At 69.2% G+C, this 20,499-nt stretch carries 20 protein-coding genes, 1 tRNA gene and 1 pseudogene; 8 read left to right on the top strand and 14 right to left on the bottom strand.

Annotation, left to right across the window (positions count from 1 at the left end):
• Positions 1-7 precede the first annotated feature (7 nt).
• The 4 genes from mutL to ASD72_RS17095 form a co-directional block, all read right to left on the bottom strand.
• Positions 8-1,813 carry a DNA mismatch repair endonuclease MutL gene (gene mutL, locus ASD72_RS17110; RefSeq protein ID WP_056881169.1) on the bottom strand — a complete coding sequence of 602 codons (1,806 nt, stop codon included), beginning with the start codon at positions 1,811-1,813 and terminating at the stop codon, positions 8-10.
• 65 nt (positions 1,814-1,878) lie between these two features.
• Complete coding sequence (locus ASD72_RS17105) at positions 1,879-3,435, bottom strand: N-acetylmuramoyl-L-alanine amidase (RefSeq protein WP_056881168.1); 1,557 nt, start codon at positions 3,433-3,435, stop codon at positions 1,879-1,881.
• 75 nt (positions 3,436-3,510) lie between these two features.
• Complete coding sequence (tsaE, locus tag ASD72_RS17100; RefSeq protein WP_056881167.1) at positions 3,511-3,993, bottom strand: tRNA (adenosine(37)-N6)-threonylcarbamoyltransferase complex ATPase subunit type 1 TsaE; 483 nt, start codon at positions 3,991-3,993, stop codon at positions 3,511-3,513.
• Positions 3,994-4,035: 42 nt separating this feature from the next.
• A complete protein-coding gene (locus ASD72_RS17095; protein WP_056881166.1) occupies positions 4,036-5,508 on the bottom strand; it encodes a bifunctional ADP-dependent NAD(P)H-hydrate dehydratase/NAD(P)H-hydrate epimerase in 1,473 nt (490 codons plus the stop codon).
• A 67-nt stretch (positions 5,509-5,575) separates the two neighbouring features.
• On the opposite strand from ASD72_RS17095, the gene queG reads away from it, so the two are divergent.
• Entirely contained in the window at positions 5,576-6,655 is a 1,080-nt protein-coding gene (gene queG, locus ASD72_RS17090) for a tRNA epoxyqueuosine(34) reductase QueG (protein WP_056881165.1), read from the top strand.
• Positions 6,656-6,822: 167 nt separating this feature from the next.
• Here queG and pgi read toward each other — a convergent pair whose 3' ends face one another.
• The 6 genes and pseudogenes from pgi to pcnB all read right to left on the bottom strand — a co-directional run.
• Positions 6,823-8,334, bottom strand: a complete 1,512-nt coding sequence (gene pgi / locus ASD72_RS17085) for a glucose-6-phosphate isomerase (protein ID WP_056881164.1) — start codon at positions 8,332-8,334, stop codon at positions 6,823-6,825.
• 1 nt (position 8,335) lies between these two features.
• The gene (panD, locus tag ASD72_RS17080; RefSeq protein ID WP_056881163.1) at positions 8,336-8,716 is read right to left on the bottom strand and encodes an aspartate 1-decarboxylase; all 381 of its coding nucleotides are present in this window, start codon (positions 8,714-8,716) and stop codon (positions 8,336-8,338) included.
• A gap of 94 nt (positions 8,717-8,810) precedes the next feature.
• On the bottom strand, positions 8,811-9,653 hold the full coding sequence (gene panC, locus ASD72_RS17075) for a pantoate--beta-alanine ligase (protein ID WP_056881162.1): 843 nt from the start codon (positions 9,651-9,653) through the stop codon (positions 8,811-8,813).
• 36 nt (positions 9,654-9,689) lie between these two features.
• On the bottom strand, positions 9,690-10,502 hold the full coding sequence (gene panB, locus ASD72_RS17070) for a 3-methyl-2-oxobutanoate hydroxymethyltransferase (RefSeq protein ID WP_056881161.1): 813 nt from the start codon (positions 10,500-10,502) through the stop codon (positions 9,690-9,692).
• Between the two features lie 17 nt (positions 10,503-10,519).
• A complete protein-coding gene (gene folK, locus ASD72_RS17065) occupies positions 10,520-11,011 on the bottom strand; it encodes a 2-amino-4-hydroxy-6-hydroxymethyldihydropteridine diphosphokinase (protein ID WP_056881160.1) in 492 nt (163 codons plus the stop codon).
• Positions 11,008-12,318, bottom strand: a pseudogene (gene pcnB, locus ASD72_RS17060) (polynucleotide adenylyltransferase PcnB); the annotation flags it as partial. The gene folK and the pseudogene pcnB, both read right to left, overlap by 4 nt.
• A gap of 118 nt (positions 12,319-12,436) precedes the next feature.
• Between pcnB and ASD72_RS17055 the strand changes: the two are divergent.
• From ASD72_RS17055 to ASD72_RS17045, 3 genes are all read left to right on the top strand, one after another.
• Positions 12,437-12,511, top strand: a tRNA-Glu gene (locus ASD72_RS17055).
• A gap of 155 nt (positions 12,512-12,666) precedes the next feature.
• A complete protein-coding gene (locus tag ASD72_RS17050; protein ID WP_162250404.1) occupies positions 12,667-13,332 on the top strand; it encodes a response regulator transcription factor in 666 nt (221 codons plus the stop codon).
• The gene (locus tag ASD72_RS17045) at positions 13,329-14,705 is read left to right on the top strand and encodes an ATP-binding protein (protein ID WP_056881157.1); all 1,377 of its coding nucleotides are present in this window, start codon (positions 13,329-13,331) and stop codon (positions 14,703-14,705) included. Before ASD72_RS17050 ends, ASD72_RS17045 begins: the two co-directional genes overlap by 4 nt.
• Positions 14,706-14,714: 9 nt before the next feature.
• Here ASD72_RS17045 and ASD72_RS17040 read toward each other — a convergent pair whose 3' ends face one another.
• The 4 genes from ASD72_RS17040 to ASD72_RS17025 all read right to left on the bottom strand — a co-directional run bounded on the left by ASD72_RS17040 (position 14,715) and on the right by ASD72_RS17025 (position 17,907).
• Positions 14,715-15,827, bottom strand: a complete 1,113-nt coding sequence (locus ASD72_RS17040; RefSeq protein WP_235578048.1) for an MBL fold metallo-hydrolase — start codon at positions 15,825-15,827, stop codon at positions 14,715-14,717.
• Complete coding sequence (locus ASD72_RS17035) at positions 15,820-16,371, bottom strand: GNAT family N-acetyltransferase (protein ID WP_056881156.1); 552 nt, start codon at positions 16,369-16,371, stop codon at positions 15,820-15,822. Before ASD72_RS17035 ends, ASD72_RS17040 begins: the two co-directional genes overlap by 8 nt.
• 32 nt (positions 16,372-16,403) lie before the next feature.
• The gene (locus tag ASD72_RS17030; RefSeq protein ID WP_056881155.1) at positions 16,404-17,210 is read right to left on the bottom strand and encodes a MipA/OmpV family protein; all 807 of its coding nucleotides are present in this window, start codon (positions 17,208-17,210) and stop codon (positions 16,404-16,406) included.
• A 79-nt stretch (positions 17,211-17,289) separates the two neighbouring features.
• Positions 17,290-17,907, bottom strand: coding sequence for a response regulator transcription factor (locus tag ASD72_RS17025; protein WP_056881154.1), 618 nt, complete (start codon positions 17,905-17,907; stop codon positions 17,290-17,292).
• A 250-nt stretch (positions 17,908-18,157) separates the two neighbouring features.
• On the opposite strand from ASD72_RS17025, the gene ASD72_RS21235 reads away from it, so the two are divergent.
• From ASD72_RS21235 to ASD72_RS17005, 4 genes are all read left to right on the top strand, one after another.
• On the top strand, positions 18,158-18,598 hold the full coding sequence (locus tag ASD72_RS21235; RefSeq protein ID WP_056881153.1) for an AraC family transcriptional regulator: 441 nt from the start codon (positions 18,158-18,160) through the stop codon (positions 18,596-18,598).
• Between the two features lie 52 nt (positions 18,599-18,650).
• Positions 18,651-19,250 carry an NAD(P)H:quinone oxidoreductase gene (gene wrbA / locus ASD72_RS17015; RefSeq protein ID WP_056881152.1) on the top strand — a complete coding sequence of 200 codons (600 nt, stop codon included), beginning with the start codon at positions 18,651-18,653 and terminating at the stop codon, positions 19,248-19,250.
• A gap of 91 nt (positions 19,251-19,341) precedes the next feature.
• Entirely contained in the window at positions 19,342-19,998 is a 657-nt protein-coding gene (locus tag ASD72_RS17010; protein ID WP_056881151.1) for a hydrolase, read from the top strand.
• Between the two features lie 12 nt (positions 19,999-20,010).
• Complete coding sequence (locus ASD72_RS17005; RefSeq protein WP_056881150.1) at positions 20,011-20,472, top strand: DoxX family protein; 462 nt, start codon at positions 20,011-20,013, stop codon at positions 20,470-20,472.
• Positions 20,473-20,499: the final 27 nt, after the last annotated feature.

Here is a 20,499-nt window from a genome sequence, read left to right as displayed (position 1 = left end):
CCCCATGTCAACGTCCTCGCAGGAACCAGCGGTCGATCTCGTTCAAGGAAAAGCGCGCCCAGGTCGGGCGGCCGTGGTTGCATTGCCCGGAGCGCTCGGTGATCTCCATCTCGCGCAGCAGGGCATTCATCTCGGGCAGCGTCAGGCGACGGTTCGCGCGCACCGCACCGTGGCACGCCATCGTCGCCAGCAGTTCGTCGCGCGCCGCCGACACGCGGCGGCTCTCGCCGTGTTCACGCAGATCGGCGAGCACGTCGCGCAGCAGCGCTTCCGGATCCGCATTGGAGAGCAGCGCCGGAATGCTGCGCACGCTGAGCGATTGCGGGCCGGCGCGGGTGATGTCGAAGCCCAGCAGGGCCAGCGTGGCGGCCTCGCGTTCGGCCACGTCGGCCTCGCGCTCGGCGACCGCCAGCACACGCGGCACCAGCAAGGGTTGCGCGCGCAGACCGATGCCATCGTGCGCCTGCTTCAGCTTCTCGTAGCCGATGCGCTCGTGCGCGGCATGCATGTCGACGACGATCAGGCCGTCGGCGTTCTCGGCGAGAATGTAGATGCCATGCAACTGGGCGATGGCGAAACCCAGCGGCGGCACGCCGTCCGGATCGTTCGCCGGCATGACCGGCATGGTGGGCGCGGGATAGTTCACCATGGCGCCCGGCGACGCGTCGGTCGCCGGCGCATACAGCGCAGCGTAGGCGGCGGGGGCTTCCGCCACCGAAAGCCCCAAGGGCGACTGCTGCGTCGGCATCCAGGCCGAGGGGATCGAACCCGCAGGGCGCGCGGCGAAGGACGATGCCACGGCATCCTGCGGCACGACACCCGCGCGCGTCTCCGCGAGCGCCTCGTGCAGCGTGCGATAGACGAAATCGTGCACCAGCCGGGTGTCGCGGAAACGGACTTCGTGCTTGGCGGGGTGCACGTTCACGTCGACGCGCGTGGGGTCGAGTTCGAGGAACAATACGTACGCGGGCTGCCGGCCGTGGAAGAGCACGTCCTGGTACGCCATCTTCACCCCGTGCGCGATGTTGCGATCGCGCACCGAGCGGCCATTGACGTAGACGTACTGCTGATCGGCGCTGGCACGCGAGTAGCTGGGTTGGGCGATCCATCCGTGCAGGCGCAGGCCGGCGGCGGCATGATCCACGCGCAGCGCGCTACGGGCGAACTCTTCGCCCAGCGTTTCGTCCAGGCGCGCGAGGGATTCGAGTTCGTCCGCCTTGTAGCGGCGCGAGGGCCGCCCGTTGTGCGAGACGCGCAGCTCGATGTCGGGACGCGCCAACGCCAGCGAGCGCAGCCATTCTTCAATATGGCTCATCTCCGTGCGTTCGGCGCGCAGGAACTTGCGCCGCGCCGGCACGTTGTAGAAAAGCTCGCGGACTTCCACCGTGGTGCCGACGGCGTGCGGCTTCGGCGACACCTCGCCCAGCTTGCCGCCGTCCACCTGCAGTGAGGCACCGTGCGCATCCTGCGGGCGCCGCGAGGTCAGCGAGAACCGGCTGACCGAGGCGATCGACGGCAGTGCTTCGCCACGGAAGCCCAGCGTCGCGACGGCCTCAAGGTCGTCCAGCGAGGCGATCTTGCTGGTGGCGTGGCGCGACACCGCCAGCGGCAGTTCTTCAGGCGCGATACCGCCGCCATCGTCGCGGATGCGGATCAGGCGGACGCCGCCCTCTTCCAGGTCGATGTCCACGCGGCGCGCACCGGCATCCAGCGCGTTCTCCACGAGTTCCTTGACGACGGACGCGGGGCGTTCGACGACTTCGCCGGCGGCGATCTGGTTGATCAGGGTGTCGGGGAGCTGGCGGATCGGCACGTGCTGGCGGCGCAGGCGCGCCGTCTCGGGGAATCAGCCGTGATGATAGCCGAGCGAACGCGCGATCAGGGCGCGCCGGCGGCCCCGCCTGCCGCAACACTGCGTGCCTCGGCCTCGGCCTGGGCGCGCGCCGCGAACAGCGTGCCCGGCGGGGGCTGGCGGGTGAAGTACGACTGGATGCCATCCAGCACCGCGCCCGCCACCTTGCGCTGATGCGCGGGGTCGAACAGGCGCTTTTCCTCGTCCGCGTTGGAGATGAAGCCCGTCTCCACCAGCATCGCCGGCATGTCGGAATTGCGCAGGACCTCGAAGTTGGCGAACTCGATCTGCGGCTTGTGGGTCTTGCCCAGGTCCTTCAGCGAGGTCAGCACGTGCCCCGCCGCGTCCTGCGAGGCTTTCATGTGGCCGCTCTGGGCCAGGTCGAGCAGCACGTTGGACAACGTGTCCTTGGTCAGGCGCACGCCGCCGACCAGGTCGGACGCGTTTTCCTTGTCGGCCAGCCAGCGCGCGTGTTGCGAGGACGCGCCGCGCAGCGACAGCACATAGACGGATGAGCCCCAGGCGCTGCGGTTTTCCGCCGCGTCGGCATGGATGGAGACGAACATGTCGGCCTTCGCCGCGCGCGCCTTGCGGGCGCGCTGCGGGCGCTCGACGTAGACGTCGGTATCGCGGACCAGATAGGCCTTCATGCCGGGCGTGGCATTGATCTGGCGCGCCAGCTCTTTGGAGATGGCCAGCACCGCATGCTTTTCGTAGCGGCCGCTCGGGCCGATGGCACCGGGATCCTGGCCGCCGTGGCCCGGATCGATGGCGATCACCAGCGGGCGCATGCCGGCGGTGACGACGGGCGACGGCACGACGACGGTCGCGTCAGGCGTGGCGGTCGCTGCCGGCGAACCCGGCATCGGGGTCGGCTGGCCGGTCGCGATCGTGTAGGTGGGCGGCGGGCTGCCCGCGTTCGGCGTGACGACCGCCGTGGTCGCCTGCCCGTTGAGGATGGCCTGCGGTGACGGCGATGCGCTCGGCGTGGTCGCGGGGGGCGACGTGGCAGGCGCCTGGCCCGCCTCTGTCACCTGTGCGGTCAGCAGCGCGGTCGCGCGCGCCGCATCGGCCTGGGCCTGCGAAGCGGAGTTCGCGGCGGGCGGCGGAGTCGTCGGAGTCGTCGTCGCTGCCGGAGGCGCGCTTGCCGCCACCTGCGTCGAAGCGGCGGGAGCCGCACCATCGCCCGGCCATTCGATCACCAGGCGCGAGGCATCGCCGGCCTGTTCCATGCGCGGATTGAGCGCGGCCACCGGCGAAGCGAGATCGAAGACGATGCGCAACGTGTTCGCATCGGGTTGCCCCGTGCGCACCGCACGGACGATGCCGGCCGGTGCCGGCAGGCGGAGACCCGCGCGGGCCTTCGAGGCCGGCAGGTCCACGACCAGTCGATCAGGGCCTTTCAGACTGATGGTCTTGTACTGGCCCGTTCCGGCCAGCTGGATCTCGGCGCGGGTACCGGTGGCGCCCTGCGCGAGGCTGACGGCAGTCACTTCGCCCGCCCAGAGCGATACCGGCAGCATGGCCAGCAGCCCTGCAAGGGCGGCGCGCAGCATGGCGGTGGTGGGCATCCCCGGGCTCATGCCGCGGATTCAAGCACCATCAGGTCACGAATGCAAGACGTTTTCCCTTAATAATCCGCAACCTGGAAGATGTTCCTAACCAGTCTGGGCAACTGAAGCCTGCAACTGAGCTTCTCCGGCCACCCGCGTCAGCCACTGCTCGCCGATGCGGGAGCCCGCCTCGCACCGGACCGATCGTCCAGCGCCCTCGACCGCCAGTGTCACCACCAGGTCCGCCTGCGGCAGGGACGCACCGCCGCGCTCGGGCCATTCCACCAGCCATAGCACGGCTGCACCTTCGTCCAGGCCGAGGAATTCCAGTTCCCCCGCATCGCCGATGCGGTAGAGGTCCAGGTGCCAGGCTTCGCCGCCTTCGACGGGATAGCGCTCGACGAGAGTGTAGGTCGGGCTGCGGATCGCGCCACCCACGCCCAGTGCACGCAACAGCGCGCGCGCCAGGGTCGACTTGCCGGCCCCCAGGTCGCCTTGCAGGTGCACCACGGCGAAGGGTGGCCGCGTGCGCGCGAGCGCCTGGCCCAGGGCTTCGGTGGCATCGCTGTCGGCAAGGAATGTGTGCATGCAACGATTCTAAGTGCTGGCGCCGAACCGCGCAGGCGCCGCTCAGGGATTGGCGAGGCGTCGCAGGTGCGGCATCAGGTCGGAAGGCAGCAGGCCGCGCTGTCCGTCCCATGCCGCTGCGTCGCCCGCGAGCGCATGCAGCAGCGCGCCAGCACTGGCCGCATCGAACGCAGGAAGGCCCTGCGCGCGCAACGCTGCGATCACGCCGGTCAGCACGTCGCCCATGCCGCCGACGGCCATGCCGGGATTGCCTGCATCGATCACCCGCAGCGCTCCGTCGGGCGCGGCAACGATCGTGCCGGCGCCCTTCAGTACGACAACGCACGCATGGCGCTGAGCGATCGCACGGACGGCGTTGAACCGGTCCGCCTGTACCTCGGCCGTCGTACATCCCAGCAGGCGCGCGGCCTCGCCGGGATGCGGCGTGAGCACCGCGTCGTGCAGCGCTTCCGGCGATACCGCCAACAGATTGAGCGCATCGGCATCGACGACCAGTGGCCGCCCGCTGCGCCAGGCCTGCTGCACCAACGCACGCGCCCATTCGCCCTGCCCCAGACCGGGTCCGATCGCGATGACGCCAGCGCGCGCGAGCATCGGCGCAAGGTCTTCCGAGGATTCGACGCCCCGCACCATGGCTTCCGGACGGCGCGCGAGGATCGCGGCGACATGCGCCGGTCGCGTCGCCACGCTGAGCAGGCCCGCACCGGCGCGCAACGCAGCCTCCGCGCACAACGCGACCGCGCCACCACTGCCCTCTTCGCCGCCGATGCACAGCACGTGCCCTGACTCGCCCTTGTGCGTGTTGCGACGGCGCGGCAGCAGCCAGCGCGCCAGCGCTTCGTGATCGAGCAATGTCGCGAGTTCTTCCACGCCCTCGAAGGCCTCGGACGGCACGTCGAGGTCGTCCAACGACAACGCGCCCGTGTATTCCAGCGCATCGCCCGTATGCAGGCCGGCGTGCCGTGCGATGAATTGCAGGGTGCGCGTCGCCACCACCGCCACGCCGGGTACGCCGCCACGGTCCGCATCGACGCCACTGGGCACGTCGAGCGAGAACACGGGCAGCGCCTGCGCGTTGAGCGCATCGATCAGCGCATGCGCACTGGCTTCGGGCGCGCGCGACAGGCCGATCCCGAACAAGGCATCCACCAGGACCTCGGCTTTCGGCAACGTGCCATCGAACAGGGTGACGCGCCCCCCCGCCGCGACGTAATCGGTGCACGCGCGCTGGGCGACGGGATTGGCCGGGACGTGTTCGGGCAGATGGACCACCTCGACCGCACGCCCCGCACGGTGCGCGTGCCGGGCCAGCACGTAACCATCGCCGCCATTGCTGCCCGGCCCGCAAATCACGACGATGCGTTGCGCCTCCGGCCAATGCATCAGCACGTACTGCCACGCCACCTGGCCGGCACGCTGCATCAGCGTGTAGGCGTCGCCCCCCAGCGCGCGCGTGGCGTTCGCATCCAGCGCCCGCGCGGCGAAGGTGGAATACAGGGGCACGGTGGCTGACATGCGCGGATTCTAGGACCGGCCCGGGTTGCGCGGAAGTGAATGCCGCCGGGCCACCTATACTTTCCGCATGCCGTCCCCCCCGTTGCCCTCGTTGCCACCCGACCCCGCGACCCTGGTCGCCCGCGTGCGTGCGCTGGCGCGCGAGTTCGGTTTCCAGCGGTGCGGCATCGCCGGCATCGAACTGGGCGAGGACGAAGACCATCTCCGCGACTGGCTCGCGCAGGGGCTGTACGGCTCGATGGCGTGGATGGCGCAGCACGGCGACAAGCGCTCGCGGCCGCAGGACCTGATCCCCGGCACCCTGCGGGTGATCTCGGTCGGCCTCGACTACGGCCGCAACGACAGCGACGACGCCTGGGACACCCTGGCGGATGGCCGACGCGCCTATGTCGCGCGTTACGCGCTGGGACGCGACTACCACAAGCTGATGCGCAACCGGCTGCAGAAGCTGGCCGAGCGCCTGCAGCGGGAATTCGGCGCGTTCGGGCATCGCGTATTCGTCGATTCGGCACCGGTGCTGGAGCGCGCACTCGCACGCAATGCGGGCCTCGGCTGGATCGGCAAGCACACCTGCCTGATCGACAAGGAGGGCGGGTCGTGGTTCTTCCTGGGCGAAATCTATGTGGACGTGCCGCTACCGGTCGATGCACCCGCGACCGCGCATTGCGGCACCTGCACGCGCTGCATCGAAATCTGCCCCACGCAGGCGATCACCGCGCCCTACCGGCTCGACGCGCGCCGCTGCATTTCCTACCTGACCATCGAACACGAAGGCGCGATCCCCGAGGACCTGCGCCCCGCCATCGGCAACCGCATCTTCGGCTGCGACGACTGCCAACTGGTGTGTCCCTGGAACAAGTTCGCCAAGCGTACGGACGAACCTGATTTCCGCGCCCGGAACGACCTGGATGTCGCCACGCTGCCCCAGCTGTTCGCATGGGACGAGGAAGATTTCCTGCGCCGCACGGAAGGATCGGCGATCCGCCGCAGCGGCCACGAGCGCTGGCTGCGCAACATCGCGGTGGCGCTGGGCAATGCACCGACGACACCCGATGTACTCGCCGCACTGGAAAGCCGGCGCGAGGATCCCTCGCCGCTGGTGCGGGAACACGTGGCATGGGCGCTGGGCAGGCACGCCCCCCTGTAGGAGCGACGTAAGTCGCGACCGGAAGGATGAAGCGTCGCCAACGGTGAATCGTGCGAATCGCCGCCGGGACGATCCGCAAGGAAGAGGTTCCCGCATGTGTTCCGTTCGCACGGTCGCGACTCACGTCGCTCCTACCGGAAGCAGGTCCACGTAGCGGCGCGCCGCTTTCACCCGCGCGCAGCGATCTCCACCAGCAGCGCGCGCGTCACCGGATCCTTCGCTTCGGTTTCACCCTTCAGTGCAGGCAGCAAGCCATTGGCCAGCTGCTTGCCCAGCTCCACGCCGAACTGGTCGAACGCATTGATGCCCCACAGCACCGACTGCGCGTAGACGCTGTGCTCGTACATCGCGATCAGGCCGCCGAGCGCTTCGGGGGTCAGTGCATCCAGCAGGATCATCGTGCTCGGCCGTCCGCCGGCATAGCTGCGATGCGGATCGTCGCTGGCCTGCCCATTCGCCAACGCTTCGCTTTGCGCGAGCAGATTGGACATCAGCGCCAGGTGGTTCTCGGAATAGGGATCGTCATTGCGCACCGTACCGACGAAATCGAGCGGCACGATCTGCGTGCCCTGATGCAGCGCCTGGAAGAAGCTGTGCTGCACATCGGTACCCGCGCCCCCCCACCACACGGGCACGGTGTCCACGCCGACCGGACTGCCGTCCAGCTTCACCGACTTGCCCAGGCTTTCCATCACCAACTGCTGCAAGTAGGCCGGCAGCAGCGCCAGGCGCTGGTCGTAGGTCATCACGCCCTGCGCGGCGTGGCCGAGTACGTTGCGGTTCCACACCGCGGTCAGCGCATGGCGCACCGCGATGTTGTCGGCCAGCGGCGCGTTGACGGCATGCGCATCGAAGGCCGAGGCGCCCGCCAGCAGGCGTTCGAAACGATCGAAGCCGATCGCCAGGGCGATCGGCAGGCCCACGGCGGACCACAGCGAATAGCGCCCGCCGACCCAGTCCCACATCGGCAGCACGCGCTCCGGCGCGATGTCGAAGGCCGCGGCGGCGCGCTCGGGATTCGCGCTGACCGCATACAGCCGCTCGCTGCTACCCAGCCAGTCGCGCAGGATGCCGCCGTTGAGCAGCGTTTCCTGGGTGCCGAAGGTCTTCGAAATCAGGATCGCCGCGGTACGCGCGGGATCCAGCGGCGCCAGCGTGCGTTGCGCCGCCGCGCCGTCGACGTTGGACAGGAAATGCACGCGGAAACGTCCCGGCAGCGGATCGCGCAGCGCATCGGCCACCAGCCTCGGGCCGAGATCGGAGCCGCCGATGCCCACGCTGACGATATCGGTGACGCCGGTCGCTTCCAACTTCGCGATCAGCGCGGCCATGCGCTGGCGGACATCCAGCGCACTGGCGTAGGCCTCGCGTGCGACGACGGCTTCGGAGTGCTGCCCGCGCAGCGCGGTATGCAGCGCCGAGCGGCCCTCGGTGACGTTGACTTCCTCGCCATCGAACAGGCGGCGGAACGCACCTGCGAGATCGGCGGCCTGCGCCTGCGCGAGCAGGGCCTGCCACGCCTGTGCATCGTAGGACTGGCGCGCGAAATTGAAGTACAGCGGACCGGTACGCAGCGTGTGCGCCGCGACACGGCCGGGCTCGCGCGCCAGTAGTTCGCTCAGCGGGGTGCCGCGCAGGCGCGCGGCGTGGGCGTTCAACGCGTCGGAGCCGATGCTCATGTCAGGCCGCCTGCTTCGGGATGCTGCGGTTGGTGTGGGTGATGCGGTTCTGGCCGTCCACGTACACCAGCGTCGGCTGGAACTGGTCGGCTTCCTGTTCGCTCATGCCGGCGAACGCAGCGATGATGATCAGGTCGCCCACCTGCACGTGGCGCGCCGCACCGCCGTTGAGGGAGATGATGCCGCTGCCTTCGTCGGCCCGGATCGCATACGTCGAGAAGCGTGCGCCGTTGGTGACGTCCCAGATGTGCACCTGTTCGAACTCGCGGATGCCGGTGGCATCCAGCAGCAGGCCGTCGATGGCGATGGAGCCTTCGTAGTTCAGCTCCGAATGGGTGACGGTCGCGCGGTGGATCTTGGTCTTGAGCAGGCTGAGGTGCATGGGGGCGCAATCTGGATCGGGGACGCGAAGTTTAGCCCCTCGCGCCCGGTGCGGCGTGCACGATCGTGCAACACCGCGTCCACCCTCGCCACCGTCAGAACTCCAGGTTGTCGATCAACCGCGTGCGTCCCAGCTTGGCCGCGATCAGCGCCACCCGTGCGGCCTGCTCGCCGTCGGCCGGCTCACTCAGGTCGTGGCGGCGGACGACGGTGTAGTCGACCACGTAGCCCACTTCGGTGAGCCTGCGCGCCGCATCGGCTTCCACCTGCGCGCGCGACTGTCCGGCCAGCAGGCCTTCGCGCATGGCGATCAGCACCTTGCGGATTTCGGCAGCGCGCGGACGCTCGTCCGCGGACAGGTACTGGTTGCGCGAGCTCATCGCCAGGCCATCGGGCTCGCGCACGATGCTGCCGGCCAGGATCTGGATGGGGAACGCCAGGTCGGTGACCAGCTGGCGGATCACGGCCAGCTGCTGATAGTCCTTCTTGCCGAAGGCCGCCACGTCGGGCTGGACCTGGTTGAACAACCGGCCCACCACCGTGCATACGCCGTCGAAGTGGCCTGGACGGTGCGCGCCTTCCAGCACGCTGCTGACGCCGGGCACGTGCACCCTGGCGGCGAGTTCGACGCCGAACGGATACATCGACTCCACCGTCGGCAGCCACAGGACATCGCAACCGGCACCTTCGAGACCGCTCATGTCCGCTTCCGGCGTACGCGGGTAGCGGGTGAAGTCCTCGTTGGGCCCGAACTGGGTCGGGTTGACGAACACGCTGGACACCACCCGGTCCGCGTATTGGCGTGCCAGCATCACCAGCGAGTAGTGCCCGGCATGCAGGTTGCCCATCGTGGGCACGAAGCCGACCCGCAGGCCCTGCTGCTTCCATTCCCTGACGCGTGCACGCAACGCGTCAAGCTCGGTAATGGTCTCGATCATCAGGGCCCCTGTGGCGTGTCGATGCGCGCGGCGCAGTCAGTAGGAATGGGCATCGTCGGGGAAAGCCCCGCTGCGCACCGCGTCGGCGTAAGCGCGCACGGCGCCCGCCACGGAACCGCCCTCAGCCAGGAAATCCTTGACGAACTTCGGCCGGCGATGGCCCGTGTCCAGACCCAGGAGGTCGTGCAGTACCAGCACCTGGCCATCGCAACCGGGACCGGCGCCGATGCCGATGGTGGGGATGGCGACGTCTGCGGTGATGGCGGCTGCCAGTGGCGAAGGGACGCATTCAAGCACCAGCAGCTGTGCACCCGCTTCCGCCACCGCGCGCGCATCCGCGCGCAGCTTCGCCGCGGCCGAATCGCCACGGCCCTGCACCTTGTAGCCGCCGAAGGTCAGCACCGACTGCGGCGTGAGACCGAGATGGCCGCAGACCGGAATGTCGCGTTCGACCAGGAAGCGGATCACGTCCAGCTTGTGGCCCGCGCCTTCCAGCTTGACCATCTCCGCACCCGCCTGCAGCAACGCGATGGCGGCATCGAGTGCGCGCTCCGGCGTGGCATCGGACTGGAACGGCAGGTCGGCGACCAGCAGCGCGCGATCGAGTCCGCGCGCGACGGCGCGGGTGTGGTAAGCGATGTCGTCCACCGTCACCGGCAGCGTGGAATCGTGGCCCTGCACCACCATGCCCAACGAATCGCCGATCAGCACCAGGTCCACGCCGTTGCGGTCCAGGACGCGGGCGAAACTGTTGTCGTAGGCCGTCAGCATCACCAGCTTGCGGCCTTCGCGCTTGGCATCGGCGAGGGCGGGAACGGTCCAGGGCTTGCTGTCGGCGTGCGTGCTCATAGCCCCGTATTATCCACTCATAACGGATGGATGTTGGACATTTCGAGCCCGGACACAGCATCCCGCGCATCGCCGTAACCCGGGATACGGGCGTTGGGCAGCACCTCGAGCAGAGGTATCAGCGCGAAGGCGCGTTCATGCAGATGCGGGTGTGGCACGTGCAGGCCCGGCTCGTCGACGACGACGTCACCGTACAGCAGCAGATCCAGGTCCAGCGTGCGCGGTCCCCAGCGCTCGCCTTCGGCGCGCTGTCGCCCGAACGCCGCTTCGACCGCGAGCAGTCGCTCGAGCAGCGCTCGCGGCGCCAGCGTCGTGTCCACGAGCGCGACGGCGTTGATGAAATCGGGCTGGTCCTCGCGCCCCCACGCGGGCGTGCGATACAGGCGCGACGTGCGCAGCACCTCGACCCCTTCGCAGCCACCAAGCGCATCGAACGCGCGTCGCAGCGTATCGGCCGCATCCCCGAGGTTGGCCCCCAGGCCGATGCAGGCCCGGACGTGCGGTGTCATTCGGCCTGTGAGGCCGCACCATGGCGGCGACGGCGACGGCGACGCTTGGACGGCGGCGCGTCTTCTCCCAGGAGGTCGTCCGTCGGGGCGCCGACGCCCAATGCGGCCGACAGTTCATCGCCGGACTGGGTCTGCGCCTCGCGCCAGAAGGCGACATCCTCGGCATGCTCGGGCGAGGCTTCCAGGCGCAGCACGAGGAAGTCGAATGCCGCACGGAAGCGCGGATGCGAGAGCAGTCGGACGACACGCTTGCGCTGGCGGTTGCCGAAGCGCGTCTGCAGCAGCCAGATTTCCTGCATCGGCAGCGAGAAGCGGCGCGGCAGCGCGACGGTGTTCAACTGGTGCAGGGTGACGCGGTCTGCCGCGCGGCGCTGCGCTTCTTCGGCATGCACGCCGGAGGCTTGCAAGCCCATCAGGGCGCGGCAGTACGCCGGCCATAGCAGCAGCGCGAACAGGAACGCCGGCGACACCGGTTCGTCGTTGGCCACGCGCTGGTCGGTGCCGGCCAGACCGGCCATGACCATGCGGCGCAGCGCACCACTGCGGTTGGAGGCGAGCGCGGCCGCGGTTTCGGGCAGCAGCACCTTCAACAGGCCGAAGCGCTCAAGTCCTTCGAAGCTCGCGACCGCGTGACCGGACAGGAACAGCTTCAGGATTTCCTCGAACAGCCGCGCCGGCGCGGCTTCCGCCAGCAGGGAGGCGAGCGGTGCGATCGGTGCTGCCGTATCGGCCTCGATCTCGAAACCCAGCTTGGCGGCGAGACGCACGGCGCGCAGCATGCGTACCGGGTCTTCGCGATAGCGCTGCTCGGGGTCGCCGATCAGCTTCAGCTGGCGCGCCATCACGTCCTCGAAGCCGCCGACATAGTCTCGCACCGAGAAATCGTCGATGGCGTAGTACAGCGCGTTGGCGGTGAAGTCGCGGCGGACGGCATCGTCCTCGATGCTGCCGTAGACGTTGTCGCGCACCAGCCGGCCGTTTTCCATTTCGCGGTCGCCGCTGCCGTCGTCGCTGTTGGCGCGGAAGGTCGCGACCTCGATGATCTCGCGGCCGAACACCACGTGCGCCAGGCGGAAGCGGCGGCCGATCAGGCGGCAGTTGCGGAACTGCTGGCGCACTTGTTCGGGCGTCGCGTCGGTGGCGACGTCGAAGTCCTTGGGATGCCCGCCGACCAGCAGGTCGCGCACCGCACCACCTACCAGATAGGCCTGGAACCCGGCATCCCGCAGGCGGTAGAGCACGCGCAGCGCATTCGGGCTGATGTCCTTGCGCGAGATGGTGTGCTGGTCGCGGGGGATGGTTCGCAGAGCGGTGGGCGGCGTAATAGCGGCGGTTCCATGCAAGGGGGTCACGCGGCGCCCGGGTGCATTGCTCTGGGCGTAGCCGCCGCATATACTAATCCGCTACGCCGGTTTCACCAAAAACGCTCCCTTCGTCTAATGGTTAGGACGTGGCCCTCTCAAGGCTAAAATAGGGGTTCGAGCCCCCTAGGGAGCGCCATCCGGCTTAGGTCGCGGGTTGAGAACCGCGGCAGGTGAACGACCAAGACCCCGCTCCGGCGGGGTTTTGCGTTTCTTGCGCCGGTCGGGGTCGCATTAAAGACGGTTTAATCGCTTCGGCCTAGCATGGGGGCCCGCCGTTCCCGAGGATGCCCCGTGCAGCGCCTGCTCCTGGTCGAAGACGATCGCATGCTGGGCGATGCGCTCGCCGCCGCGCTCGCGCAGGACGGCTGGTCCATCGACCGTGCCGAGGATGCCGCCGCCGCCCGACTGGCACTGGTGGACCATGGCTATACCGCCGTCCTGCTGGACCTGGGTCTGCCGCGCGGCTCCGGCCTCGACGTGCTGGCCGCCCTGCGCCAGCGCTACGACACCACGCCGGTCCTGATCATCACCGCCCGCGACCAACTGAGCGACCGGGTGCGCGGCCTGGACGCCGGCGCCGACGACTACATCGTCAAGCCCTTCGAAGCCGGCGAACTCGGGGCGCGACTGCGCGCCGTCGTCCGCCGCACGCAGGGGCGCGTGGCGCCGGTGCTGCGCCACGGCGACATCGTGCTGGACCCCGCCGACCGGTCCGTGCGCCAGGGCGACCGCCCGGTCCGGCTGGGCGTCCACGAGTACCGCACGCTGCTCGCGCTGATGGAGCGGCCGGGCCGCGTGATCGCGCGCGAGACGCTGGAGTCGCTGGTCTACGGCGGTGACGGCGCCATCGAGAGCAACACCATCGCGGTGTACATCCACCAGTTGCGCAAGAAGCTGGGCGACGGCGTCATCGCCACCGTGCACGGGTTCGGCTATCGGCTGGGAGATCCCGCATGAGCCATTCGCTCAAGTCCAAGCTGCTGCTCGCGGTGATGACGCCGCTCGCGCTGGGATGGGGGTGTTGGCTGGGCGGCCAGCACTTCCAGATGACGCGCCAGCAGAAGGGCCACGACGACCTCTTCCTGCAGGAAGTCAGCGAGCAGATCCTGCTCTCGATGCCGGCCAACCTCACGGCGCTGGGCGATGGCCCGCGCTTGCGGCTCCCCACGCGGCCCAGCATGGCCGGGCGGAAGTTCGACGCGCTGCGCTACCAGGTGTGGATCCTCGGCCGCGACAGGCCCGTCGTGCTGTCCGAAGGCGCGCCGACCCAGCCGCTGAAAGCGGATTTCCAACCCGGCTTCGTGGTCACCGAGGTGGCCGGCGAACCCTGGCGCGTCTACGCGGTCACCGACGCCGGCGGCCGCATCCAGGTGCAGTCCGGCATGTCGTTGTCCGCGATGCGTGCCGAGCTGGCGTACTGGGTGAAAGTCAGCGTGTGGAGCGGGATCGTCATCCTGCTCATCCTCGGGATGACCGTTGGCCTGGCCATCCACTGGAGCCTGCGCCCGATGAACCGGCTGCGTCGCGAGATGGCGCAGCGCGAAGCGCACGACCTCGCCCCCCTGCCCTCTGCCGGCCTGCCGCGCGAAATCCGGCCGCTGGTGGATTCGTTCAACCTGTTGCTGGAACGCTTGTCCGAGGCGATGCGGGGCGAGCGCCAGTTCCTCGCCGATGCCGCGCACGAACTGCGCACGCCGCTGGCGGCGCTGCTGACCCAGACCCAGGTCGCCTTGCGTGCAGGCTCGCAGGCCGACGCCCGCACCGCCCTGGAACCGCTGGTGCAGGGCATCCAGCGCACGTCGCGGCTCGCGCAGCAGTTGCTGGATTCGGCGCGCGTGGATGCCTCGCCGTTGCGCGAGGACCAGCCCACGGTGCAGCTGCCCGACGTGGTGACGATGGTCGCGCGCGAGTTCGAATCGATGGCGGCGCGGCGCGGCCAGACCATCAGCGTGCACGCCGAACCCGCCAGCGTGCGCGGCGACCTCGACGACCTGGGCATCCTCGCCCGCAACCTGATCGACAACGCGGTGCGTTACTGCGGCGAGCACGGGCGCATCGAGATCGCCTGCGGCACCGACAACGACGGCGGCACAGCGTGGCTGGCGGTGCGCGACAACGGACCGGGCGTGGCGGCTGAGGAGCGCGAACGGGTTTTCGAACGGTTCTTCCGCGGCAGCCATGGCAATGGCGAGCGCGGCAGCGGCATCGGGCTCTCGCTGGTCCAGCGCATCGCGCAGGCGCACGAAGCGACGATCGATGCCGGCGAAGGCATCGCAGGCCGCGGCTTCGGCTGCCGGGTGCGATTCACCGCCGCACCCGACAACACCTGAGCCAGCGGATTACTCGGCCCGCCACCACGGTTGCGTGCCGCCGGGCTGGTGGATCGCCAGTGGCGCACCGATGACCGGCGTGGCGATGTCCACGCCCGCATCGCGCGACAGCGAATACAGCGTTTCCATCGGCTCGCTCCAGCCGTGGAACGCCAGGTCGAACGTGCTGTTGTGGATCGGCACCAGCCAGCGTCCGCGCAGGTCAAGGTGGGCTTGCAGGGTCTGCGCCGGCAGCATGTGCACATCCTGCCAGCGGCGGTCGTAGGCACCGCATTCCAGCAGGGTCAGGTCGAACGGCCCGAAGCGGTCGCCGATGGTGCGGAAGCCGTCGAAGTAGCCGGTGTCGCCGCTGAAGAACACGCGCGTGTCGCCGGCCTGGATCACCCATGATGCCCACAGCGTCTTGTTGCGGTCGAACAGCGTGCGCCCGGAGAAGTGCTGCGAGGGCGTGGCGGTGAACTGCACGCCATCCACGTCCGAGTGCTCCCACCAGTCGAGCTGGCGGATCCGCTCGCGCGGCACGCCCCAGCGCGCGAGCCGGTCGCCCACGCCCAGTGGCGTCAGGAAGACGTCTGTCTTCGCCGCGAGCGCGAGGACGGTCTCGCGGTCCAGGTGATCGTAATGGTCGTGCGACAGCACGACGGCCGAGAGCTGCGGCAACGCATCGAGCGACAGCGGCGGCGCATGGAAACGCTTGGGGCCGGCCCATTGCACGGGCGATGCGCGCTCGGCGAAGACCGGATCGGTCAGCCAGAAGCGGCCCTGCAATTTCAGCAGCACGGTGGAGTGGCCCAGGCGATACACGGTGCCATCCGGCGCCTGCGCCAGTTGCTCCGCAGAAAGCGACTGCACCGGGATCTCGCTCGCGGGCACCGTGCCCGCCGGCTTGCCGCCCACCAGGAAATCCCACCAGAGCTTGCTGGTCTGGCGCCAGCCCAGCGGGCGCGGCTTGCGCTCGTTCTGGAAGCCGTCTTCGCCGTACTGCGGCGACTGCGGATAGGCGAGCGTGCTGCAGCCGGATGCTCCGGCGTAGGCCGCGGCCGTGGCCGACACGCACACCGCAGCGGCCATGCGCCTCCAGCGACGGCGCGGCGGCGCTTTGGTTCCGATCTGCTTACTCATCACGCAGGCTCCGCATCGACGTCGGGAACACGTACTGGATCATGGAGGCGGCCGCGACGTGCCCGGGCAGCACCAGCGCGCCCTCCTGCGCGAGCGGCACCTGCCAGCGCAGATCGATGCAGCCCAACTCATCGGCCATCGCGCGCGCCGCGTCGAACAGGGCCGAGGCGGCGCCGGAGGGTCGCGCGTCCGCAGGCACGAACAACGACTCCAGGTTGAAGTAGTACGCGCGCTCCATCATCGAGAAGCCGACGGTGCCGAACGCATAGCCCTGAGGCATGCCGTCGCATTCGGCGATCCACGCCCACGCACGCAACGGCGCTTCGAACAGGGCTTCCATCAGTTCCAGCACGCGGCCGCCCGCCGCGCGCTGGGCGCTGGCGCCCGCCGGCAGTTCCGCCATGTGGCGGTCGCAGAGCTGCATCAGCGCGGCCGCGTGGCTGCGGGTCACGCGGTTGATGCGGACGTGGGGCATCGGCGCGATGGTGCGGATCGCGGGCGCCGCGATGGCATCGCGGTGCCGGGGGGATACGGTCAATGACATGGAAGGTTCCTCATGAAGGAGGCAGGCTTCGCCTAGAAGCCGCGCGAGACACCGATGAACAGCGAGGCCGCCTGGTCCTTGCCTTCCTCCACCAGCGGGCTGTCGCGCAATGCATCCGGCAGCGCGCGGTACTCCAGGTTGCCGAGCAGGGCCCAGCGCTTGGCGAACGGGTGGACCACGGTGACGCTGGCGCGCGGCACGGTGACCGCGCCGGGACGGTAGGCCACCACGCCGCGTGCGATCTCTTCGTCGAGCGTGCCGTAGTAGTAGTCGGCCATATCGTCCGACAGGCGGACGGCACCCACCGACGGGATCACCCGGGTACGACCCAGCGACAGCGGATAGCTGTAATCCAACGCGACGGCGTAACCGTCGCTGGTCCCGGTGACGTCGCCCCGCACATCGAGCTCCAGCTTGCCGGCGGCCCCTTTCCAACTGGCCGCCATGCCCAGGTCGACGCTGTCGTCGCGGTCTTCGAGCAGGCTGCGGTCGATACCGCGCCGCGCGAGTTCGGCCACGCCGAAGTCGTCCGCATCGATGCCGTCCAGGCGGCCGGCGACGAAGGCGCGTAGTTCGAAGCGGTCATCCGCGTGGAGGCGGTAGCCGAACGCGGCGCCACGCAGGTAGAAGCGGTCGCCGTCGTAGGCGATGTTCGGGTACAGGCGCGTGCGCGTGCCTTCGCCGGCGTATTCGCTGTCGCGGTGGACGACGGCGAGGCCGGCGCTCCAGCGCGAGGACACCTCGTCCTGCGCCTTGGCATCGGTGCGCTCGACGACTTGCGCGGCGGCGGACAGGGGAAACAGCAACAACAGGGGCGTGCAGGCGCGCAGCGCACTCATGGGGGCCTCGACGTGGGGGAGCCGGGTATCCGGCCACGCCATGCTCCCGCAGGCTCTTTAAGAACTCCTTAAGCCCGCTTCAGAGATCGATGATGCCCCGGCGGACCGCGATGGTGACCGCATGCGTGCGGTCGTTGGCGTCCAGCTTCGCGAGGATGTTCTTCATGTGCGCCTTCACGGTCTCCTCGGAGATCGTGAGCAGTTGGGCAATGCGCTTGTTGCCGTTGCCGTCGGCCACCTGCCGCAGCACTTCGATCTCGCGCAACGTCAGCGCATCATCGGACGCGTGTTCGGCGATGCCGGCGGCGATCTCGGCAGGAATCCGGCGGCGGCCGGCGTGCACGCTGCGGATGGTATCGACCAGTTCGCGGCGCAGCATGCTCTTGAGCAGATAGCCCGAGGCGCCGGCCTTGAACGCACGCAATGCCTGGGCGTCGCCCTGGTAGGTGGTCAGCACGACGACCTTCGCATCGGGAAACTCGCGATGGATGGCCCCGATGGCTTCCACGCCGTTCATCTCCGGCATCTGCAGGTCCATCAGGGTCACGTCGGGGCGGCAATCCCGGAACACCTGCAGTGCCTCGGCGCCATTGGCGGCCTCGCCGACCAGTTCCATGTCGGACTGGCCCTCGATCACCGCCGCGATGCCTTCGCGCAGCAGGGGGTGGTCATCGACGGTCAGGATGCGGATCGGCATGGACGTGGTCTGGGCGGATGCCAGGCACCGGATGTCGGACCTGTTTCGCCACGATACGGGGGGCGTCGCCGCGCAGGCAACTGCACGACCGCTGTCGCGTCGCGCCCACCCCCATTCGGGGGATCGGGCACCTGCCCCGATTGGGGTTATGGATCGCGCGCGCGCGACGCACCATGGCCCACGCCTGCCCCGCCCATGCCGCGCTCGTGCCGCAGGCCCTTCCCCCACATCGCCGCTCGAGGACACCGCCGTGGATGCCTCCCCGTCCCTGTTCCCGCACGTCTCCGTTGTCGCCGCGCCACCCAGTCGCTATGTGTCCCCACCCAATCCGCCGGCCGAGAGTCGCGGCCTCAGCCCGCGTGCGCTGGCACGTGCGCTGGACTACATCGAACGCCACATCGGCGACACGATCACGCTCGCCGACATCGCCAGCGCCGCCTGCATCAGCCGTTTCCATTTCGCCCGCCTGTTCCGCGTCAGCACGGGCCGCAGCCCGATGGAATTCGTACTCGCCAAGCGCATCGCCCTGGCGAAGGAGCAACTGGCCCGCGGCCCGCAGAAGATCTCCGCCACGGCCGCCTCGCTGGGCTTCTTCGACCAGAGCCACTTCACCCGCACCTTCCGTCGGATGACCGGCTATTCCCCGCGCGAGTTCTGCCACCTGCACACGCCGGTAACCCGCACGGCGTAACCCTGCCTGTCGCCGCCGCACGGTGCGGCGGCCCTTTCCCCGGAGTCCTGCGATGGCCAAGGTCCTGATCCTCTACTACTCCGCCTACGGGCATATCGAAACCATGGCCAACGCCGTGGCCGAAGGCGTGCGCGCGGGCGGCGCGAGTGCCGACATCAAGCGCGTGCCGGAGCTGGTACCGGAAGACGTGGCGAAGAAATCGCACTTCAAGCTCGACCAGGCCGCCCCCGTGGCGACCATCGCCGAACTCGCCGACTACGACGCCATCGTCGTCGGCACCGGCACGCGCTTCGGGCGCATGTCGTCGCAGATGGCGAATTTCCTCGACCAGGCCGGCGGCCTGTGGGCCAAGGGCGCGCTGCACGGCAAGGTCGGCGCCGCGTTCACCTCCACCGCCACCCAGCATGGCGGCCAGGAAACCACGCTGTTCTCCATCATCACCAATCTGCTGCATTTCGGCATGGTGATCGTGGGGTTGGACTACGGGTTCGCCGGGCAGATGAAGCTGGACGAAGTGACCGGCGGCTCGCCCTACGGCACGACGACGATCGCCGGCGGCGATGGATCGCGGCAACCGACGCAGAACGAGCTGGACGCCGCGCGCTACCAGGGCCGTCGCGTCGCGGAAACCGCGATCAAGCTGCACGGTTGACGCCCGCCGGCAGCGCGCACGCCGATGCAAGCCGGCGTGCGCGGCGGCGCGCGACAGTGGCGCGATTCCTTCTCGATGACTGGAGCCCGACATGCCCACCGCCTCCCCCGCCGCCGGCAAGACCCTGCTCACGCCGACCGACCACACGCTGATCCTGATCGACCACCAGTCGCAGATGGCCTTCGCCACGCATTCCATCGACGTGGCGATGCTGCGCAACAACGTCGCCCTGGTCGCGAAAGGCGCCGCCGGCTTCGGCGTGTCGACCCTGTTGACGACGGTCGCCGAGAAATCCTTCTCCGGCCCGTTGTTCCCCGAGATCCCCGAGGCCTTCCCCGACGCGAAGGTGTACGACCGCACCACCATGAACTGCTGGGAAGACACGGCCGTCATCGCGGCGGTGAACGCTTCCGGAAAAGCCCGCATCGTGCTCGGCGGCCTCTGGACCAGCGTCTGCATCGTCGGGCCGGCGCTGTCGGCGCTCGACCAGGGGTTCGAGGTCTACGTGATCGCCGACGCCTGCGGCGACGTGACCGCTGAAGCCCACGAACGCGCGATGCAACGCATGATCCAGGCCGGCGTGCGCCCGCTGACCAGCGTGCAGTACCTGCTGGAGCTGCAGCGCGACTGGGCACGCAGCGCGACCTACGGCCTCACCACCGGCATCGCCAAGCTGCATGGCGGCGGCTACGGGCTCGGCATCCAGTACGCCAAGAGCATGTTCGGCGCCTCCGAAGGCGGCCACTGACGGGGCGCCGCGATGGTCGCCCACGCCGCCTCCCTCGCACGTCCGGGCACGACATCGGCTGGGCTGCTGGTGTTGCGTCTCGCCGCCGGCGGCTTCCTGCTGCCGCACGGACTGGGCAAGTTGCTCGGGTGGTTCGGCGGGCCCGGAATCGCAGGATTCGCGGCCGAACTCCAGCACTTCGGCCTGCCGTCCGGCGCACCGCTGCCGCTGTTGCTTGCCGCATTGCAGACACTGCTCGGGGCGCTGGTCGTCGCGGGCGCGTTCACGCGCATCGCCGCCCTGGGGTCCGCGGCGTTCCTCGGCGTCACCGTGCTGCTGAACCTGTCGCACGGCTGGTTCTGGATGCATGGCGGCATCGAGTACCCGCTGCTGTGGCTGCTGGCGAACCTGGCCGTGGCCCTCACCGGCCCCGGCACGCTGTCGATCGATGCCTGGCGCAACCGCACGCACGCAGGCGCCGCGCATGCCCGTTGACGACGCCCGGCGCCACCTGCTGAAGGG

The organism is Pseudoxanthomonas sp. Root630, from assembly GCF_001427585.1.
In the GTDB taxonomy this organism is placed as follows: Bacteria; Pseudomonadota; Gammaproteobacteria; order Xanthomonadales; family Xanthomonadaceae; genus Pseudoxanthomonas_A.
This window is presented reverse-complemented; position numbering and strand designations above follow the sequence as displayed.

What these genes read in the sequence shown, in the direction of transcription:
- ASD72_RS17105 (WP_056881168.1), bottom strand. Translation starts at nt 3,435, where the DNA reads ATGAGCCCGGGGATGCCCACCACCGCCATGCTGCGCGCCGCCCTTGCA.
- tsaE (WP_056881167.1), bottom strand. Translation starts at nt 3,993, where the DNA reads ATGCACACATTCCTTGCCGACAGCGATGCCACCGAAGCCCTGGGCCAG.
- ASD72_RS17095 (WP_056881166.1), bottom strand. Translation starts at nt 5,508, where the DNA reads ATGTCAGCCACCGTGCCCCTGTATTCCACCTTCGCCGCGCGGGCGCTG.
- queG (WP_056881165.1), top strand. Translation starts at nt 5,576, where the DNA reads ATGCCGTCCCCCCCGTTGCCCTCGTTGCCACCCGACCCCGCGACCCTG.
- pgi (WP_056881164.1), bottom strand. Translation starts at nt 8,334, where the DNA reads ATGAGCATCGGCTCCGACGCGTTGAACGCCCACGCCGCGCGCCTGCGC.
- panD (WP_056881163.1), bottom strand. Translation starts at nt 8,716, where the DNA reads ATGCACCTCAGCCTGCTCAAGACCAAGATCCACCGCGCGACCGTCACC.
- panC (WP_056881162.1), bottom strand. Translation starts at nt 9,653, where the DNA reads ATGATCGAGACCATTACCGAGCTTGACGCGTTGCGTGCACGCGTCAGG.
- panB (WP_056881161.1), bottom strand. Translation starts at nt 10,502, where the DNA reads ATGAGCACGCACGCCGACAGCAAGCCCTGGACCGTTCCCGCCCTCGCC.
- folK (WP_056881160.1), bottom strand. Translation starts at nt 11,011, where the DNA reads ATGACACCGCACGTCCGGGCCTGCATCGGCCTGGGGGCCAACCTCGGG.
- ASD72_RS17045 (WP_056881157.1), top strand. Translation starts at nt 13,329, where the DNA reads ATGAGCCATTCGCTCAAGTCCAAGCTGCTGCTCGCGGTGATGACGCCG.
- ASD72_RS17040 (WP_235578048.1), bottom strand. Translation starts at nt 15,827, where the DNA reads ATGAGTAAGCAGATCGGAACCAAAGCGCCGCCGCGCCGTCGCTGGAGG.
- ASD72_RS17035 (WP_056881156.1), bottom strand. Translation starts at nt 16,371, where the DNA reads ATGTCATTGACCGTATCCCCCCGGCACCGCGATGCCATCGCGGCGCCC.
- ASD72_RS17030 (WP_056881155.1), bottom strand. Translation starts at nt 17,210, where the DNA reads ATGAGTGCGCTGCGCGCCTGCACGCCCCTGTTGTTGCTGTTTCCCCTG.
- ASD72_RS17025 (WP_056881154.1), bottom strand. Translation starts at nt 17,907, where the DNA reads ATGCCGATCCGCATCCTGACCGTCGATGACCACCCCCTGCTGCGCGAA.
- wrbA (WP_056881152.1), top strand. Translation starts at nt 18,651, where the DNA reads ATGGCCAAGGTCCTGATCCTCTACTACTCCGCCTACGGGCATATCGAA.
- ASD72_RS17010 (WP_056881151.1), top strand. Translation starts at nt 19,342, where the DNA reads ATGCCCACCGCCTCCCCCGCCGCCGGCAAGACCCTGCTCACGCCGACC.
- ASD72_RS17005 (WP_056881150.1), top strand. Translation starts at nt 20,011, where the DNA reads ATGGTCGCCCACGCCGCCTCCCTCGCACGTCCGGGCACGACATCGGCT.